Source organism: Micromonospora sp. URMC 107, assembly GCF_051386315.1.
In the GTDB taxonomy this organism is placed as follows: Bacteria; Actinomycetota; Actinomycetes; order Mycobacteriales; family Micromonosporaceae; genus Micromonospora.
The window spans coordinates 8,078-27,977 of sequence record NZ_JBPQTK010000074.1; the positions used below are offsets into that span (position 1 = coordinate 8,078).

Annotated in this window: 4 protein-coding genes; all 4 read right to left on the reverse strand. The window is 76.1% G+C overall.

Annotated elements, in window-relative coordinates; all coding sequences use genetic code 11:
* Nucleotides 1-4: 4 nt before the first annotated feature.
* Nucleotides 5-1,066, reverse strand: a complete 1,062-nt coding sequence (locus ACSNN9_RS17805; RefSeq protein WP_436674457.1) for a GSCFA domain-containing protein — start codon at nt 1,064-1,066, stop codon at nt 5-7.
* Nucleotides 1,063-10,566, reverse strand: coding sequence for an amino acid adenylation domain-containing protein (locus ACSNN9_RS17810; protein WP_436674458.1), 9,504 nt, complete (start codon nt 10,564-10,566; stop codon nt 1,063-1,065). The genes ACSNN9_RS17805 and ACSNN9_RS17810 overlap by 4 nt, the downstream gene beginning before the upstream one ends.
* Nucleotides 10,566-14,624: an amino acid adenylation domain-containing protein gene (locus ACSNN9_RS17815; protein WP_436674460.1), complete on the reverse strand. Its 4,059-nt coding sequence runs from the start codon at nt 14,622-14,624 to the stop codon at nt 10,566-10,568. The genes ACSNN9_RS17810 and ACSNN9_RS17815 overlap by 1 nt, the downstream gene beginning before the upstream one ends.
* A partial coding sequence (locus ACSNN9_RS17820; protein WP_436674462.1) for an amino acid adenylation domain-containing protein occupies nt 14,621-19,900 on the reverse strand: 5,280 nt, incomplete at its 5' end. The genes ACSNN9_RS17815 and ACSNN9_RS17820, both read right to left, overlap by 4 nt.

The following is a 19,900-nucleotide window of genomic DNA, read 5'->3' on the forward strand; positions in this document are numbered from 1 at the left end:
GAACCTAGCCGGCGCGGTAGTGGTCGAGGACGGCGTCGTCACAGTAGAGGTCACCTCCGTCGGCGGCGTCGACGCGGCGGCCCGACGCGGCGGGATCCGTCGGCCGGGTCTCCCCGCGTTGCCGTCGCAGGGCGTCGAAGAAGTGGCGCATGACGAAGGCGACCCCCGCCGGCGTCACGGCGCGCAGGTTCGGCGCGAAGAAGACCCCCCGGAACGGGAAGCCGGTGATCAGCTCGTACGAGGGGAAGTAGTCGACGTGGTCGTGCTCCTGGGCCAGCTGGCCCGCCGCGGCCCGCAGCACCGACTTCGAGTACGTGGTGGCGGTCAGCGCGTGCGCCCCGGTCGCCGTCGCGGTGAGCGGCACCGGCGACACGGTCAGCAGGACGGTCAGCCGGGGGTTGGCGGCGCGCAGCAGCGCGACGGCGGCGGAGAGGTCCCGGTGCACCTCGGCCACGGTGAAGTTGTGGAAGGCGTGCCGCCCGGCGTCGAAGGTGCCCCGGACGGTGCCCGGGCAGACCGGGTGGACGGTGCCGGTGACCACGTCCCGCCAGGCCTCGGTCAGCCCGAGGGTGAAGATGAGGCAACCCGCCTCGGCGACCGCCCCCCGGATCGCCGCCAGAGTGGACCGGCGGGCCGCCAGGGTCGCCTCGGCCGAGGCGTACCCGTCGGGTTCGACCGACGGGCGGTACGGGTCGAAGAACCGGTCGCCGTCGCGCCAGACCTCGTCGGGCCCGGTGTCGCCCGCCAGCGCCCAGGTCAGCCACTGCCGCAGGGTGGCGGCCGTGTAGATGGTGCCGGTGCGGAAGGAGAACGCGCCGTAGTGGCGGGCCCGGCGCTCGGCCTCGGTCAGCCCCGGCGGGGGCAACTCGGCCTCCCGCCAGTTCATCCCCTCGCCGAGCAGGGCGGGGCCGAGGTGGCGGGCGAAGCAGGAGCCGGCGGTGAGGACCGGATCGTCCGGGGCGAGGGCGAACTTCGGCGTCCACACCTCACCGATGTCCAGCATCTCCGGCTCGGCGACCGCGGTGCGCCAGAACGACCGCGACGGCAGCGACTGGTACGGGTTCATCGCGCCGCCTTCGGGTCGGTGGCCGGCTCCGCCTCGTCGATGGCCTCGGCCACCGCCCGGACGTGCGGCGCCCCGACGATGCCGTAGTGGGTGGTGTCGACGAGGTGCCAGGCGAGCCCGGCCAGGTGCGCCCGCCACTGCCGGGCCTGCTCCTGCGGCGCGGCGTGCGCCGGCAGGCCGGCCGTCGGCCGGCCCGCGAGCCAGAGCCGGCCGGGTGTCCCGGCCAGCCGGGGCAGGGTGTGCCGCGCCATGCTCGCCAGGTTCGCCCGGCAGCAGCGCGCCAGCGCGTCCGCGTACGCCGTCGCCGCGGTGTCCGCGCCGGTCGCCGCCCCCAGTTCGTGGGCGAAGAGCGCGGCGAGCCGTTCCTCGTCGTACTCCTGGAAGGCCGGCGCGGCGTCCGGCGGTGGCGGGTCGAGCAGGTGGAGCTCGTCCGCCGGCTGGCCGGCCGCCTCGGCCTCCGCCGCCATCCCCACCGCCACCCAGGCGCCGAACGACCACCCGGCGAGCCGCCAGCGCCACTCGTTCGGCGGGAAGCGGTCCCGCAGCGCGGCGTGGTAGCGCGCGGCCCGCTCCGCGAGCGACCAGGCCGGCTGCCCGGGGCGGGCCAGCGCGGGATCGGCGATGACGCAGACCGTGAGCTCCGGGCCGAGCGCCGACACCAGCGGCCGGTACGCCTGCACGTCGCCGCCGACCGGATGGACCAGGCAGAGCACCGAACGCCCCCGGCCGGCCTGCCAGACCTCCACCGCGACGGCGGGCTCGGCGGGCTCGGCGACGCGGCCCGGCTCGCCGAGGAGCCCCAGCACCTCGGTCAGGCTCACCCGGTGGCTCAGCTGGGACAGGCTGAGGCTGACCCCGAAGTGCTCCTTGACCCGGTCGATCAGGTCCAGCAGCAGCAGCGAGTCGGCGCCCAGGTCGTAGAGGGACGCGGCCGGGTCGAGCCGGTCGGTGCCCAGCCAGTCGCAGAGCCATTCGCCGACCTGCTCGGCGGCCGGCCGGTGCGGCACGGCGGGCGGCGCGACCTGCGGGCCGGCCGGTGGCGCGTAGAACTCCCGCGCCCGGTCCAGCGCGGTGGTGCAGACGAGCAGGTGCGGCAGCCGCAGCCGCAGGGCCTGCGCGAAGAGCCGTCGCCCCTCGTCCACGGAGAGGCCGACCGCCAGGTGCGCCCGGTGCCGGGCGTCGGTGGGCAGGGCGTCCCGGGCCAGGCCCACCTCGTTCCAGACGTCCCAGTCGACGCAGATCCGCAGCGTGGCGTCGGTCCCGTCCGCCCGGTGCCGGGCGAAGCCGTCGAGCAGCCCGTTGGTGGCGGCGTAGTCGAGCTGGCCGATCCCGCCGAGCTGCGCCGACATCGACGAGCAGTAGACGACGAACGCCGGCCGGTGGCGCGCGACCAGCCGCTCCACGAGCAGCGCGCCGCGGGTCCTGCCGGCCGTGGCCCGCCGCATCGCGGCCGCGTCCCGTCGGCCGATCAGCCCGCCGGCCGCGACCCCCGCGGCGTGCACCACCCCGTCGACCCGCCCGGCCCGGGCGTCGAGCCGGGCCACCAGTTCGTCGGGATCGGCCTCGGCCAGGTCCACCTCGACCACGTCGACGCGATCGGCCCACGGCTCCAGTCCGGCCGGCAGCGGCCCGCGCCGCGCCAGCAGGATCACCCGGCAGTCGCCCTGCTCCAGCAGCCAGGCGGCGATGCTCCGCCCGATGCCGCCGGTGCCGCCCAGCACCACGTACACGGCCGGTCCGGGCGGCAGCGGACGCGCTGCCGGCGCGGCCGGCGGTCGGACCGGCAGCAGCGCCTGCTCCCACCAGTAGCCCTCGCGCAGCGCGAGTCGCCGGGGCGGTGTCTCCTCGGTCAGCAGCGCCGCGAGCGCCGGCGCCCAGTGGACCGGATCGGGGCCCGGCAGGTCCACCCAGTGGCTCTCGACGTCGCCCTCCTGGGGTGCCACCTCGCACGCCCCGGCGAGCAGGCCCAGCTCCGGCCGGCGTACGGCCCCGTCCACGGGTTGCGCCCGGTGCGACAGCCACCAGGCCCGCAACCGGGGCCGGCCCGGCAGCCCGGCGACGGCCGCCAGCAGCGCCGCCGGGGTGTCGACGCAGGCCCGGTACGAGTGGGCCAGCGTGTCGGCGTCGACCGGTCCGTCGACGGCCAGCGGCAGCGCGTGCAGCCAGTCGACTCCGCCCTGCCCGGCGGCGGTGGCGTCCGTCAGCGCGGCGAGCAGCCGGCCCAGCGAGTCGGGGTCGGCCGGGTCCACCTGGTAGCTGTCCGGCCCGAGCCGGGCGAAGCCGTCCGCGGCGGTGACGGCCACCACCCGGGCGTGGGACGCCGCGAAGGCGCGCAGCGCGGCCGGCGACGGTGGTTCCGCGGCCATGATCACGAGTGTCCCCCGACGGCGGGCGCCGGGCTCGGCCCCCGCGTGCCGCCAGCGCACCCAGTGCGGCTGGTGCAACCACTCCGCCTCGGGCAGCCGCGCCGGCCACCGCTGGTCGACCGGCGTGCCCCCCGCCGGCGACGCCACCAGCGTGGTCCCGGCGAGGGCTGTCGGCTCGGCGGACGACGTGGCCCCGGCGGGGGCTGTCGTGCCGGCGGGAAGTGTGGACCCGGCGGGGGCTGTCGACCTGGCGGGCAGTGTCGACCCGGCCGGGGCGGTCACCTCGGCCGGCGGGGTTGCGCGGGCGAACTCGTGGTCGACGAGCACGAAGGCCGGCGGGGGGAAGTCCCAGGGCGGCTGCGCCGGCCCGGCCGGCCACCGGATCGGCCGTCCGGCCAGCCAGGCGGCGACGAGGGTGGCCGCCGGCGGCGTACCGGCCGGGCCGCCGACCTCGACGGGCGCCGCCTCGACCGGGGTGACCTCGACGGCGGTCGCGGTGCGCAGCCAGGCCACGGCGGCGGCCACGTCGTCGCAGCGGGCCGCCGCCCGCCAACGACCCGGCGACCGGCCGGCCTGCAGGTGGCGCAGCACCCGGTGGTAGGCCTCGGGCCGGGCCGTCAGGTAGTCGGCGATGCGCTCGGCGTCGGCGCGCAGGCCGGCCGCGCTGCCGCTGGCGAGCACCAGCACCGGTACGCCGGGGCCCGGCGGCACCGAGCCGGTGCCGGCCGGTTCGGCCGCCTCGCAGACCAGGTGGGCGTTCGTGCCGCCGATGCCGAAGCTGCTGACCGCCGCCACGCGCGGCCGGTCGAGCGGCCAGGGCCGGGCCTTCGTGGGGACGTAGAACGGGGCGGGGTCGGGGCCCAGCCGTGGATTGAGGCGACGGAAGTCGACGTTCGGCGGAATCAGCCCGTGGTGCACGGCCAGCACGGCGCGGACCAGGCCGACCACCCCCGCCGCCGCGCCGAGGTGACCGATCTGGCTCTTCACCGAGGCCAGCGCGGTGCGACCGGACCCGGCCAGGTCGAACGCCTGGCGCAACGCCGCCACCTCCACCGGATCGCCCAGCTCCGTGCCGGTGCCGTGCGCCTCCACGTAGCCCAGGTCGCTGCCGGCCCGGCCACTGCGACGCAGCGCGGCACGGATCACCTCACGCTGGCCGGCGACCGACGGCGCGGCGAAGCCGAGCTTCTCCGCCCCGTCGTTGTTGACGGCCGATCCGGTGATCACCGCGTAGACGGTGTCGCCGTCGCGCCGGGCCAGCCGCAGCGGCTTGAGCACGACCACCCCCACCCCGCTGGCGCCGACGGTGCCGCCGGCGTCGTCGCTGAACGGTCGGCAGTGCCCGTCCGGGGAGAAGATGTGCTGCGGCTGGTAGCGGTAGCCGGCGGTCAGCAGCGGGTCCACCAGCACGCCGCCGACGAGCATCACGTCGCTGTCGCCCTGACGCAGCAGCCCGGCCGCGACGTGGACCGCCACCAGCGAGCTCGCGCAGGCCGCCTGCACGGTGAAGGCCGGCCCGGTCAGGCGCAGGTGGTAGGCGACCTTCGTGGCGAGGAAGTCCTTCTCGTGGTGCAGCGCCAACTGGAAGGAGTCCGGCAGCCGCGCCGGATCGGCCTCGCGCAGCATCGTCTGGAAGTAGGTGTTCTCGCCGCAGCTGGCGAGCAGGCCGACCCGCTGCCCGCCCGGATCGGCGATGCCGGCGTGCGCCAACGCCTGGACGCAGCTCATCAGCAGGTGCCGCTGCTGCGGATCCATCAGCCGCGCCTCCTGCCGGCTGATGCCGAAGTGCCCCGGGTCGAAGCCGAGCAGCCCGGCCAGCTGGCTGCGCGCGCCGACCAGGCCGTCGGCGGCGTCGAAGTGCTCGATGCCCCGGTCGCCGGCCGCCACCATCGCCCAGAAGGCGGCCAGGTCGTCGGCGCCGGGCAGCCGGACGGCCATCCCCACCACGGCGACCGGCTCGTCCGCCGGGCCCGGAGCGGCCTGGTCCCGCCCGGCCGCGAATCCGGCCGCCCGGCGGGCCGCCTCGTCCGCCGGTGCCGGCTCCACCCCGGCCGCGCCGCGCGCCGGTCCGGCCCCGGGCGGCGCCGTCACCGCCACCCCCGCCGTCCGGCTGACCGGCCCGTCCGCCGGTGGCGCCACGTCGGTCGCGTCGCTCGGCGTCGGCGCGGGAGCGACGGCCCGCTGTCCGGTGAGGAACCGGGCGAGGCGGCGGATGGTGACGTGCTCGAAGAGGTCGGGGATGCTCAGCGGCAGCCCCTCGGCGGCGCAGCGCAGGTGGAAGCGCATCAGGTCGAGGCTGCCCGCGCCGTGGTCGAAGAAGCGCTGATCGGGCCCGATCGGTCTGCCGACGACCTCCGCGAAGAGCCCGGCCAGCCGCGCCTCCAGGGCCGACATGGCCGGTGCCGGCGCGGCGGCGCCCGGCCGCAGCTCCTCGCCCGGCGCGCTCAGCGCGCGGCGGCGGTCCAACTTCCCGCTGGCGGTACGCGGCAGCTCCGCCAGCCACCGGAACCGGTCCACCCGCACGTACGCGGGCAGGAGCCCCGCGAGATGACCGGTCAGCTCCTCCGGGGCCGGTGGGTCGCCCCGGAACTGCAGGCAGGCGACCAGGTGCGGATGGTCGCGGACCACCACGGCGTTGACGACCGCCGGATGCGTCAGCAGCGCCGCCTCGACCTGGCCCAGCTCCAGCCGGTGTCCGCTCACCTTGACCTGCTGGTCGTCGCGGCCCAGGTAGTGCAGCAGACCGTCCCGATCGAAGCGGGCCTGGTCGCCGCTGCGGAAGAACCAGCCGAGGCCGGGCAGCTCGACGAAGCGGGCCCGGTCGAGCGCCGGATCGTCCAGGTAGCAGGGCGCCACCAGCTCCCCGCCGATCAGCAGCTGCCCGGGGCAGTCCGGCGGCACCACCTCGTCGGCGGAGTCCACCACCCGCAGCCACGTGTTGGCGATCGGACGGCCGATGGCCGGGCGGGTCGGCCAGGTGGCCGGGTCGCCGTCGAGGCAGAGGCTGCTGACCACGTGGGTCTCGGTGGGGCCGTAGTGGTTGAACAGGCGCGCGCCGGGCAGCCCGGCGAACCAGCGACGGATGCTGTCGGTGCAGATCAACTGTTCGCCGGCGGTGACGACCTCCCGCAGCCGCGACGGATACCGGCCCAGGCGCACCCCGTGCTCGGCCAGGAGTTGCAGGGCGACGTACGGCAGGAAGATCCGTTCGATGCCGGCGGCGTCGAGGTGCTCCAGCAGCGCCGGCATGTCCTGCCGCCACCCGCGCCGGGGCAGGTGCAGGGTGCCGCCGCCGCAGAGCGTGCCGAAGACCTCCTGGAAGGAGACGTCGAAGGAGAGCATGGAGAACTGCAGGGTTGCCGCCCCGCCCGCCAGGCCGCCGGCCTCGCTCTGCCACCGCAACAGGTTGACCAGCAGGGCGTCGCCGACCTGGACCCCCTTGGGGGTGCCGGTCGAGCCGGAGGTGAAGAGCGTGTAGAGCGGGCGGCCGGCGTACGACGGGGCGACGGGGGTGGCGGCCCGGGACAGGACCACCGGGTGACGGGGGTGGGCGCCGTCGTCGATCACGTCGAGGGCGGGCTCGTCGCCGGGCGCCAGCAGCACGCAGAGCGGATCGACCTGGCCCAGGACCTGACGGAGCAGCGCCGGCGGGTAGGCCCGGTCGAGCGGCACCACGGTGAGGTTGAGCCGGGCCGCCGCCAGCAGCGCCACCACGTGCTCCACCGACGGCGCGAAGAACAGGGCGACGTGGTGCCGGCCGCCGGTCGACGCGGGACGGCGCCGCGCCAGCTCGGCGGCGAGCCCCGAGGCGTACGCGTCGAGGTCGGCGTAGCTGAGGCGGCGGTCACCGGCGACCAGCGCGGTGGCGGCCGGCTCCGCCCGTACCCGTTGGGCGAAGGCCTCGGCCACGGTCGGGAAGTCCACCGGGGTACGCGGGCCCCGGCCGGGCTCGGGCAGGCCGTCGCGGTAGGGCCGCACCAGCTCGGCCAGCGTGCCGGCGCCGTCCCGGGTCAACGCGTCCAGGCCCTGCCGGAACAGGTCGGCCGCCGCGGCCACCTCGGCGGCGTCGAAGTGGTCGTCGGCGTACTCCCAGAGGCAGTCGAGGCCGGCCTCGTGCGCGACGACCGAGAGGGTGAGCGGGCACTTGGCCTCGGTCGGGGCCAGCCAGACTGGGCGGGACGCGCAGCCGGGCAGCGCCAGTGTGGAGAAATCGGTGTTGTCGAGCACGAAGAGGAAGTCGAAGAGCGGCGCGTCGGCGCCGAAGTCGTGGTCGGCGACGGCGTGCGCGAGCGCCACGTCCTGGGCGTCGAGCACCGTACGCACGGCGACGGCCTGTCGCCGCAGCTGCGCGCGCAGCTCCTCGCGGGGGTCGAGCGCCAGGGGCAGCAGCACCGTGTTGGCGAACATGCCGACGCTGGCCTCGAAGTCCCGCACCGGCCGGTTCGCCACCGGGCTGGCGACGCGCGGACGGGTGCGGCCGGTCACCCCGTGCACGGCCCAGCCGAAGAGCGTCAGCAGCAGCGGGAAGCGGGTCAGTCCCAGCTCGGCGCCGAGCCGGTCGAGGGCGCCGCGGCGCGCCGGGTCGATGGTGGTCCGGAGCAGGTGGTCCCCGGTGCCGCCGCGCTCCCGGATCGGCCGCAGCGGCGCGTCGGTCTCGTCCACGGTGGCGTAATGGTTGCGCAGGGCGTCGCGCTGCGCCCGGTAGGCCGGGTGGGCGAACCAGTCGGCCTGCCACCGGGCGTAGTCCAGCGGGGTCGCGACGGGCTCGTCCTCGTCCTCGTCGACGGTCGCGCCGTCCAGCGCCGCCGCGTACCCGGCCGACAGCGCGCGGAACAGGACGTCCAGCGACCAGCCGTCGACCGCGATGTGGTGCAGGTGCAGCAGCAGCACCCCGCCGCCGGCGCGGGCCAGCCAGTACGCCCGCAGCATGCGCGGCTGCCCGAGGTCGAAGGGGGCGGCGAAGAGGGCGCGGGCGCGCTCCCGCCACCCGGCCGCGTCGCCGTCGTGATCCCCGGTGGGCGCGCGCCACGGGTCGTAGGGCTCGGCCACCTCCTGGCGCAGCCCTTCGGGGGTGGCCCGGAAGGCGGTCCGCAGCGCCGGATGGCGCGCCACCACCCGGCGCAGCGCCTGCCGCAGCGCGCCGACGTCGACCCGGCCGCGCAGCTCGAAGGCGAGCCCCACGTGGTAGGCGGTGGACGACGGCGAGCGTTGCTGCAACAGCCAGAGCCGCTGCTGCTCCGAGGTGGCCGGCGCGGACCGGGCGCCGGCCGGGGGCGCCGGCACCGGGTACGGCGAACCGGTCGTGGTGCGGGCCGTGCCGATCGCCGCGGCCAGCTCGGCGAAGTCGCCGCCCAGGACCACCGCCTGCGGCACCTCGGCGCCCCAGCGCCGCTGGATCTCGAAGCGCAGCCGCAGCGCCTTCAGCGAGTCCCCGCCGCTGGCGATCCACCGGTCGTCCGGTCGCAGGTCGGGCACGCGCAGCACCTCGCCGGCCAGCCCCAGCACCGCCCGCTGCCACGCCGTCCCGGTCGCGTCGGCCGCGTCACCGTCACGTCGGTGCGGGTCGTCGCGCCCGTCGCGTTGGTCGTGTGGGTGCGGGTCGTCGGGTCCGTCGCGCCAGGGCGGGTCGTCGCGTCGCAGCAGCGCCTCGGAGTCCACCTTGCCGTTGGCGGTCAGCGGCAGCGCCCCGACCCGGTGGACCCGGTGCGGGCGCAGGTACGGCGGCAGCGTCGCGCCCAGGTGCCGGTCGAACTCGGCGAAGGAGAGATCGGCGGCCGTCACCAGGTACGCCAGCAGCTCGTTCGTCCCGTGCGCCGGGTCCCGTCGGGTGCACACGTACGCCTGCCGGACCCCCGGGTGGGCGAGGATCTGCCGCTCCACCTCGCCGGGCTCGACCCGGAAGCCGCGGACCTTGACCTGCCGGTCGACCCGACCGACGTACTCGATCCGGCCGGCGGCGTCGGCGCGCACGAGGTCGCCGGTGCGGTAGTGGCGCTCGGCGGACCCGTCCAGCCAGGGCAGCCGGACGAAGCGGGCGGCGGTCTCCTCGGGCAGGTTGCGGTAGCCGGCCGCCAGCGCCGCGCCACCGAGGTACAGCTCGGCGACCTCGCCCGGCGCGGCGAGGCGGACGCCGTCGACGACCAGGTGCGCGTCGGTGCCCGGCAGCACCCGGCCGATCGGCACCACCTCCGCGTCGAAGTCGCGCGGGATCGGATGGCACAGGGCGAACGTGGTCGCCTCGGTGGGCCCGTAGACGTTGTGCAGCCGGGTGCGGCTGGCGGGGTTGTCGCGGTACCAGCGGCGGATCAGCCGGGCGTTGAGCTGCTCGCCGCCGACCAGCACCTGGCCGACCCCGGCGAAGCAGTGCGGCAGCTCGTCGACCACCGCGTTGAACAGCGCCACCGTGATGAAGAGCGTGTCGATCCGCTCCCGGCGCAGCGCGGCGTCGAGCAGGTGCGGCGTCGCCACCGTCTCGTCGTCGAGGACGACGCAGCAGCCGCCGGTCAGCAGCGGCACCCAGATCTCGAAGCTGAGCGCGTCGAACGCCGGGTTGGCGAGGCTGGCGTAGCGGGCCGCCGGGGTCAGCGCGACGTAGCCGGGCCGGGCCAGCCGCAGGATGCCCTCGTCGCGTACCTCCACGCCCTTCGGGCGGCCCGTGGTGCCCGAGGTGTAGAAGACGAACGCGACGGGCGCGGGGGCGGCCTCCGGCGCCGGCTCCCCGTCCGGGCCGGGCGGGGCGTCCACCGGCAGCAGCGCCGCCACGGGCAGCGGCCGGACCCCGTCGGGCAGGTCGCCGGGCGCGTCCGGGCCGTGGACCACCGCCACGGCGGCCGAGTCGCGCAGCATGTGCCCCCGGCGCTCGGGCGGGCTCTGCCGGTCGAGCGGCACCACGGTCGCGCCGAGGCGCAGGACGCCGAGCATGACGCAGACCAGCTGCCAGCCGCGCGGCAGGTGCACCGCGACCGCCTGACCCGGGCGGGCCCCGGCCCGGCGCAGGGACCGGGCGACGGCGGCGCTGGCGGCGTCCAGTTCGGCGTAGCTGAGGCGCCGGTCGCCGTCGGCCACCGCGACCGCGTCGGGGGTACGGCGGGCCTGGGCGAGCACGGCGTGGGCGAGACCGGGATCCTGCGCCATCACGCCTCCCGTACGGCCGGCGTCATCGCGTGGGCGCCGGAGATCCGGTCCACCTCGCCGCGCAGCAGCGCGGCGACCCGCAGCACCACCGCGCTCTCCAGGATGTCCCAGTGGTCGCAGTGCACCCGTTCCAGCAGGAAGTCGGCCTCGCCGCGCCGACGCCAGAAGGCGCGCACCTCGCGCAGGAAGGCCTCGTCCCGCCCGGCGGTGGCCTGCAACAGCACCAGCCGGGCCGGCGACGCGGGGGTCGGGTAGTCGCGCATGGTCGACCGGTTGTGGTTGTAGATGCGGTGGTACTGGTCGATCTGTTCGTCGTCGATGCCGGGGTACATCCCGTTGAACTTGACGAGCTTGTCGCGGAACTCGGCCATGTCCACCGGCTCGATCGCGCCCCGGTGGGCCGCGTCGTCGGTGCCCAGGGTGTCCAGCAGGACCACGCTCAGCCCGGGATGGCCGGCGAGGGCCAGCCGGCGTCCCATCTCGTACGCGACCAGACCCCCGTAGGAGAGCCCGGTGAGCACCACCGGCCCGTCCAGCAGGTGCGCGACCTGCGCCAGGTAGGCCTCGGCCATCGCCTCGACCGTGGGCAGGAACTCCTCGCCCGGGTTCACCCCCGGCGACTGGATCCCGTACACGCCGAGGGACTCCGGCAGCGCCTTGGCCAGCGACAGGTAGCAGAACGCGGTGCCGCCGGCGGGGTGCACGCAGATGACCCGGCCGGCGCCGTCGCCCGCCCGGAACTCGATCAGGTTGCTCGGCGGCCGGCCCGACGCGCCCCGCCGCAGCCGGCCGCCGAGCGCCTCGATCGTCGGGTGCAGCATGATCTCGTGGACCGGCAGCGTCTCGCCGAACGCCTCGCCGATGGCGTGCGCCAGCTTGATCGCCGAGATCGAGGTGCCGCCCACGTCGAAGAACCGGTCGCCGATGCCGATCTGCGGGTGCAGCAGCAGGCGCTTCCAGATCTGGTAGAGGGTCAGCTCGATCTGGTCGCGCGGGCTGGCCAGGTTGACCTGCCAGGGCGCGGCGCCGCGGGCCAGCCGCAGCACCTCGGCCCGGTCGAGCTTGCCGTTGGCGGTCTGCGGCAGCCGCGGCAGCTCCACGAAGAGCGACGGGATCATGTAGCCGGGCAACCGTCGCGACAGCGCCTCGCGCCACTCGCTGACCAGCAGCGGCGTCGCCCCGCCCCGGACGACGCCGGCAACCAGCCTCGGCTCGCCGGCGGCGTCGGAGTCGACCAGCACCGCCGCCTCGCGTACGTCCGGCCGGTCCAGCAGCGCGGCCTCGATCTCGCCCAGCTCGATCCGAAAGCCCCGGATCTTGACCTGGCCGTCGCGGCGGCCGAGGTACTCGACGTTCCCGTCGGGCAGGAGCCGGGCCAGGTCGCCGGTGCGGTACATCCGTTCCCCGGGCACGAACGGGTCGGGCACGAACCGCTCGGCGGTCGCCCCCGGCCGGCCCAGGTAGCCCCGGGCGACACCGGCGCCGCCGACGTGGATCTCGCCGGTCACCCCGATCGGCACCGGCTCCAGCCGCTCGTCGAGCAGGTAGACGCGGGTGTTGTCCACCGGCCGGCCGACCGGGCACTGCCGGGCCGACGGCCGCGGGTCGAGGTAGGCGGTGCTGTAGACGGTGGTCTCCGTCGGCCCGTACCCGTTGAGGACCCGCAGGCCGGGCAGGGCCTCCTGGATGCGGTGCAGGCCCTGTTCGGGCAGCGGCTCGACCCCGACCAGCAGTTGGCGCAGCGCCAGCCCGGCCAGGCGGGCCGCCGGGTCCTCGTCGACCCACCGGACGAAGGCCGGGGGCAGGTAGGCCTGCACGACGCGGTGCTCGCGCAGCCAGCCCATCAGCGCCGCCGGGTCGGCGCGTAACTCCTCGGGTACGAGGTGCAGGGCCCCGCCGGTGGTCAGCGGCAGGAAGATCTCCTGGACCGAGACGTCGAAGCCGACGCTCGACCAGAGCGCCGCCGCCTCGCCGGGCGCGGCGCCGAGCCGCGACACCCAGTGGTCGAGCAGGTTCACGACGCCGCCGTGCGCGACCGCGACGCCCTTGGGCCGGCCGGTCGAGCCCGACGTGTAGATCACGTAGGCCAGGTTGGCCGGGTGCACGACGATGCCCGGCGGGCCGTCGTGGCGCCCCTCGGCCTCCACGGCGGCCAGGTCGTCGTCGCCGAGCACCAGCGCCGGCGCCGCGTCCGCGACCATGCCGGCGAGCCGCTCCGGCGGCAGGGCCGGGTCCAGCGGCAGGTAGGCGGCCCCGGCCTTGAGCACGCCCAGGATGGCCACGATCAGCCCGGCCGAGCGGCGCGCGTGCAGGCCGACCACCTGATCGGCCCGTACGCCCCGGGCGATCAGCGCGTGCGCCAGGCGGTTGGCCCGCCGCTCCAGCGTGGCGTAGTCCAGGCGCTCGTCGTCATCGGCCACGGCGAGTGAGTCGGGGCGCCGCCGCGCCTGCGCCGCGATCCGCGCCACCACGTCCGTCGGGCCGGTGAGCGGTCGCGCCGTGCGGTTGAACTCGACCAGCAGGCGACGCCGCTCGTCCGGGCCGAGCAGCCGCAGCGCCCCGACCGGCACCGACGGATCGGCCGCGACCTGCCCGAGCAGGCGGACGAAGTGCGCGGCCAGCCGGGCGATCGTCGCGGCGTCGAAGAGGTCGGTGTTGTACTCGAAGACGACGTGCAGCTCGTCGGCGTGCTCCAGCACCTCGACCGACAGGTCGAACTTCGCCGCGCCGGTGCTGCTCGACAGGGGCCGCAGCGCCAGGCCGGGCAGTTCGAGCCGGCCGCGCGGGATGTTCTGCAGCACCAGCATGACCTGGAACAGCGGCGAGTAGCTGGTGTGCCGTTCCGGCTTGAGCGCGTCCACGAGCTGCTCGAACGGCAGGTCCGGGTGGGCGTACGCGTCGAGCAGGTGTCTGCGGACGTCGGCCAGCAGCGCGGCGAAGGACTGCTCCGGGTCCAGCCGGTTGCGGATCACCACCGTGTTCACGAAGTGGCCGATCAGGCCCTCCACGTCCCGGTGGTTGCGGTTGGCGAACGGGGTGCCGACGCAGACGTCGTCCTGCCCGCTGTGGCGCCACAGCAGCACCGACAGGGCGGCCATGAGCGTCATGAAGAGCGTCGCGTCGCCGGCCCGGCCGATCTCCCGCAGCCCTCGCAGCACCGCCGCGTCCACCGTCGTGCCGTGGCACTCGCCCCGGTAGCGCTGCACCGCCGGCCGGGGCCGGTCGGTCGGCAGGGCCAGCAGCGCGGGCGCGCCGGCCAGCGCCCGCGTCCAGTAGCCGAGCTGGCGTTCCAGCTCGCCGCCGCCGAGCTGCCGGCGCTGCCACAGCGCGTAGTCCGGGTACTGCACGGGCAGCTCGGCCAGCGCGGCGGCCTCGCCCCGCGCGTACGCGCCGTAGAGCGCGGCGACCTCGCCGATCAGGATCCCGACGGACCAGCCGTCGGCGACCATGTGGTGCACGGTGAGCAGCCAGCGGTGCTCGTCGGCGGCCAGCCGGAGCAGGGCGCTGCGCACCAGCGGACCCGTGGCCAGGTCGAACGGCGCCCGGGCCTCCGCCTCGGCGGCTTCGTCGGCGCGGCGCGACCGTTGGGCGCCGGACAGCGCGGTGAGGTCCGTGACCGGCAGGGCGACCGGCCCCGCCGGCCGGACGACCTGGCAGGGCTCCCCGTCGACCAGCGTGAAGACGGTACGCAGCGCCTCGTGACGGCGCACCACCTCGGTCAGGGCGCGGGCCAGCGCCGGCACGTCCAGGGCGCCCACGACGTCGAACGCCACGGGGTTGTTGTAGAAGGGGTTGCCGGGGGAGAGCTGGTCGAGGAACCAGAGCTGCCGCTGGGCGAACGCGACCGGCACCGGGGCGTCGGGCCGCGGCCGGCGGGGGATCGTGTCCGCGTCGGCGCCGGTCAGGACCGCGATCAGCTCTTCCTTGTGCAGCTTGATCTCGGCCAGCAGGTCGGGCGTGAGGACCTCCCGGGAGCCCGTGAGGCGCAGCCGGTCGCCGTCGACCCGCAACCCGACCGCGTGCCGGTTGAGCGTGTCGAGCAGCTCGTGGGCGTTCACAGTTCCACCGTGATGGTGTCCGTGGCCGCGGCGTCGGGCTCGGGCGGCCCCGCCCCCGGACGGCCGCCGCCGAGCAGGGTGTAGACCAGCCGGTGGGAGGGCTCCAGGTCGAACAGGGCGGCCAGCTCCGCCGGGTCGACCGCGCCGATCCCGCACAGGCCGAGACCGTTCTCGGGGGCGGCCATCGTCAGCAGCTGGGCCATGGCGCCCGCCTCGATGGCGGTGAAGGTCGGGCTCTGCTCCTGATACAGGGGCTCGATGGCCGCGCGCTGCGCCACCAGGAAGAGCGCGAACGCGGCGGCCTCGAAGACCGGCCGGTTGACGAAGTAGTCGAAGGCGTCCGGGCTCAGCTCGCGGTCGCGGCCGAGCGCCAGCAGCCGGTGCGCCGCCGGGTCGTGGTAGTACGCCCCGCCCGGCACCCCGTCGACGCGCCCCGCCTTGACCAGGACGTACGTCTGCACGGCGTAGGTGCCGCCGGCCGAGCCGTACTGGAACTTGGCCCGGCCGTCGACCTCCCGCTGGGAGAGGGTGGCCAGCAGTCGGCCGAGCGCCCCGGCCGGCACCGGGTCGGGGTCGAAGCGGCGCACCGAGCGGTAGCCGGTGTAGCGCCGGTCGTACGCCGCATCCGCCGGCGCGGCCAGCGCCACCGCCGGGGTGTCGGGCGCGAAGCCGCGACGGCCCCGCCCGTCCGCGGTGAACGCGGCGCGCGCGGCCGGGTCCTCGACCACGGTGGCGGCCCGCTGCGCGGTCGCGACCACGGCCCGCTCGGCGGTGTGTTCCCGGAACATCCGCAGCAGGTCGGCGAGGGTCGGCTGGCGCATCAGCCGGGCCAGCTTCGGGCGGAAGCCCAACGCGCCGGAGAGGGCGTTCGCGATCCGGACGATGTCGATCGAGGTGGCGCCGAGCAGCAGCAGGTTGGCGTCGGGCGCGACGACGGGCAGGTCGAGGATCTCGGCGACGATCTCCGCCAGCCGGTTCTCGGCCGGGTCGGTGAGCACCGGCGCCTCGACGGCGACCTCCGTCGACGGCTTCGGGTCGGGCAGTTGGCCGCGGTCGACCTTGCCGTTGGCCGACAGCGGCAGCGCGTCGAGGACGGTGAACGACGCCGGCACCATGTACGCCGGCAGCCGCCGCTCCAGGTACGCCACCAGGGCGGCCGGGTCGGGGGCGGGACCGTCGGGCACCACGTAGGCGGCCAGCCGCTTCTCGCCCTGCGCCTGACCGAGCAGCCGCAGCGCGGCGGCGCGCACCCCCGGGTGGCCCTCCAACGCCGCCTCGATCTCGCCCAGCTCGATCCGGTAGCCGTGCACCTTGACCTGGCCGTCCTCGCGGCCGAGGAACTCGATCGTCCCGTCCGGCCACAGCCGGCCCAGGTCGCCGGTGCGGTAGAGCCGCTCGCCGGTGACGGGGTGGACGACGAAGCTGGCGGCCGTCGCCGCCTCGTCGCGCCAGTAGCCCTGCGCCAGCCCGGCGCCGCTGATGTAGAGGTCGCCGGTGGCCCAGGTGGGCCGGGGGCGCAGGGCGTCGTCCAGCACGTGGACGCCCTGGTGGGCCAGCGCCCGCCCGTACGGGATGCTGCGCCAGGCCGGGTCGACCTCGTCGACCGGGTGGTGGATGGACCAGATCGACGCCTCGGTGGCGCCGCCGAGGCTCTCGACCCGGATCCCGGGCAGCGCCTTGCGCAGCCGGTCGGGGAGGGTGAGCGGGATCCAGTCCCCGGAGAGCATGGCCAGCCGCAACGAGGCCGGCAGCGGGTGGCCGGCGTCGGCGTGGTCGAGCAGGATGCCGGCCAGCGCCGGCACCGAGTTCCAGACGCTGACCCGGTGGGTGTGGGCCACATCCCGCCAGTGCGCCGGGTCACGGGCCAGCTCGGGGTCGAGCGTGACGACCGCCGCGCCGGCCGCGAGCGTGCCGAAGATGTCGAAGACGGAGAGGTCGAAGCTGAGCGCGCTGACGGCCAGGACCCGGTCGGCCGGCCCGACGCCGAAGCGCCGGGTCACGTCGAGGAGCGTGTTCACCGCGCCGCGGTGGTCGATCGTCACCCCCTTCGGCGTGCCGGTGGACCCGGACGTGTAGATCACGTACGCGACGTCGGTCTCCGCCAGGTCGACCGGCCGTAGCGTCGGCCCGCCCGCGCCGAGGGCGGTCGCGTCCACCACCAGTCGCTCGACGCCCTCGGGCAGGGCCACCCGGTCGGATCCCACCAGGACCAGTCCCGCCCCGGCCCGCTGGAGCACCCGGGCCACCCGCTCGGCGGGCCAGTCCGGATCGAGCGGCAGGTACGCGCCCCCGGCGTGCAGGACCGCGAGGGTGGCGACGACCTGCTGCCAACCGCGGTCGAGCAGCACCGCGACGAGCTGGCCGGGCCGGACGCCCCGGTCCTGGAGCCGGCCGGCCAGCCGCCGCGCCTCGACGCGCACCGTGGCGTGGTCCAGCTGCCGGTCCGGCGCGAGCACCGCGGGCGCCGTGGGGGTCGCCAGCGCCTGCCGGTCGACCAGCTCGTGCAGGAGCCCACGACCGGCCGGCGGGGCCGCCGGCACCGGCGGGGCGAGCGGCCCGTCCACGGCGGTGTGCCAGGCGTCCGGCTCCTCCAGCCGCCCGAGCAGCGCCCGGTACGCCGCGAACATCTCGGCGACCAGGCCGGCGGGGAAGAGTTCGTCGATGCTGTCCCAGTTGACGTGCAGCCGCCCGCCGGCCTCCAGGACGGTGTGGTCGATCCACACCTGCGGGGTCTGGGTGATGCCGTGCACGACCTCGCCGCCGAGCGCCGTCGCGAGGCCGCTGTCGCCGACGTCGGGGGCCGCCTCGGTCAGCGTGCTGTTGAACACGACCGGCAGGGCCGCGTGGCGGGTGCCCCGGGCGCGGGCGAGTTCGCGGTTGACCCGCACGCCGCTCACCGCCGAGTGATCGATGTCCTGCCAGAGCTGCTCCTGCACGGCCCGGGCCCGGGTCACGAAGTCGGCCCCGGCCGCCACGTCGACCTCCAGCAGCACCAGCGAGGTGAAGTCGCCGATCACCGCGTTGATGCCGGGGTGCAGCGGCAGCCGGTTGAACAGCGGCAGGCTCAGCGTGAACCGCGACTGGCGGCTCCACCGGGCCAGCACCTGCGCGAACGCGGTCACCAGCAGCACCGACGGGGTCACCCCGTGCCGGCCGGCGGCGGCCTTCAACCGGCTCCAGCGCTCCGCCGGCACCACTGCGTCGTAGCGGGTGAAGCGCGGTCGTTCGACGCTCTCCGGCTGCCGTTCCAGCGGCAGCTGCGGCGCGGGGGCCAGCGTGCCGACCCGCTCCCGCCAGTAGTCGAGGGCCCGCTCGTAGCGCGGCGTGCGCCGCAGGGCCCGTTCGGCCAGGACGTAGTCACGGAAGGTCACCGCGAGCGGCGGCAGGTCGACGTCCGGGTCCGCGTAGAGCAGCGCCAGCTCGTGTTCCAGGATCTGCCCGCTGGCCGCGTCGAGGATCAGCGCGTCGATGCTGACGTGCAGCCGCGCCTCGCCGTCGAGCAGCGTCACCGCGAACTCGAACAGCGGCCAGCGGCCGGCGTCGAGCACCTGGTGGGACATCCGCTCGCGGGTCTCGCCCAGCCGGCGGCCGACGGTCTCCGGGTCGAGCCCGCGCAGGTCCTGCCGGGCCATCGTGTAGCGCGGCACGGTCGGCAGGACCCGCTGGGCGCCGTCGTGGAAGACCGCGCGGAGCATGTCGTGGCGGTCGATCAGACGGTGCAGCGCGCGGGTGAAGCGCTCCTCGTCGAAGTCGCGCAGGCGCAGCTCGCTGTAGCCGTGCGCGCCGACCCCGCCGAGTTCGATGGTGGACCCGCGACCCACCCAGTAGGCCTCCTGGATGTCGGTGAGCGGGAACGGCTCGTGCCGGCCGGCGGGGTCTGCGACGAGCGGCGGGAGGGCGTCGGCGGCGGGGGAGCCGGCCCCCGCCAGCTCGGCCGCCAGGTCGGCCAGGACCGGCTTCTGGAAGAGGGTACGCAGCGACAGCCGCGCCGACATCCGCTCGTTGATCGCGTGCACGAGCCGGGTCGCCAGCAGCGAGTGGCCGCCCAGCGCGAAGAAGTCGTCGTGCGCGCCGACCCGGTCGCGGCGCAGCACCTCGGCCCAGATGGCGGCCATCCGGGCCTCCCGCTCGTCGCGCGGCGCGACGTAGGCGGTGGCGACGTCGGCCTGCTCCGGCGCCCGCAGGGCCCGCCGGTCCAGCTTGCCGTTGGCGGTCAGCGGCAGCCGGTCCAGCACCACCCAGCGGGTCGGCACCAGGTGCTCGGGCAGCCGGCGGCGCAGCCGCTCGCGGGCCGCCTCGGCGGTGACGTCGCCGACCAGGTAGCCGACCAGGTGCGGGTCGCCGGGGGTGTCCTCGCGCAGCAGGACGGCCGCCTCGCGCACGCCCGGAACGTGCCGCAGGGCGCTCTCCACCTCGCCCGGCTCGACCCGGAAGCCGCGTACCTTGACCTGGTCGTCGGCGCGCCCGACGAACTCGATGGTCCCGTCGGCCCGGCGGCGGACCAGGTCGCCGCTGCGGTACATCCGCTCGCCCGCCCCGGCGAACGGGTCGGGCAGGAACCGCTCCGCGGTCGCCGCCGGCCGGTTGAGGTAGCCACGGGCCAGGCCGGCCCCGCCGATGTAGAGCTCGCCGAGCACGCCGGCCGGCACCGGCTCGCACCGCTCGTCGAGCACGTAGAGCCGGGCGTTGGCGATCGGCCGGCCGATCGGCGGCAGTGCCGGCCAGTCGGCCGCCGCCGCGGTGGCCAGCGCGAACTGGCTGACCACGTGGGTCTCGGTCGGGCCGTACTGGTTGTAGAGGTACCGGCCGCCCAGCCCGGCCACCAGGGCGCGGACGTCGTCGTTGACCCGCAGCGCCTCGCCGGCGGTGACGATCTCGCAGCCGGGCGCGAGCGGGGGCACGGCCCCGGTGAGGCCGGCCAGCTGGTGCAGCACGGCCGCCGGCAGGAACGCCCGCCGTACGCCCTGCTCGGCGAGGACGTGCCGCAGCTGGCCCAGGTCGCGGACGCGCTCCTCGCCGATCAGCACCAGCGTGCCGCCCTGGCACAGGGTGCTCCAGATCTCCTGGACGGAGACGTCGAAGCCGATCGAGGCGAACTGGAGCACCCGTTCCGGCTCCGGGCTGCCCGGCGCCGCGTAGCGGAGCTGCCAGTCGATCAGGTTGTCCAGGCAGCGCCAGGTCTGCGCCACGCCCTTGGGTCGGCCGGTGGAGCCGGAGGTGTGGATGACGTAGGCGAGGTGGTCGGGTCGGGTGCCGGGGTCGGGGTCGGTGGTGGG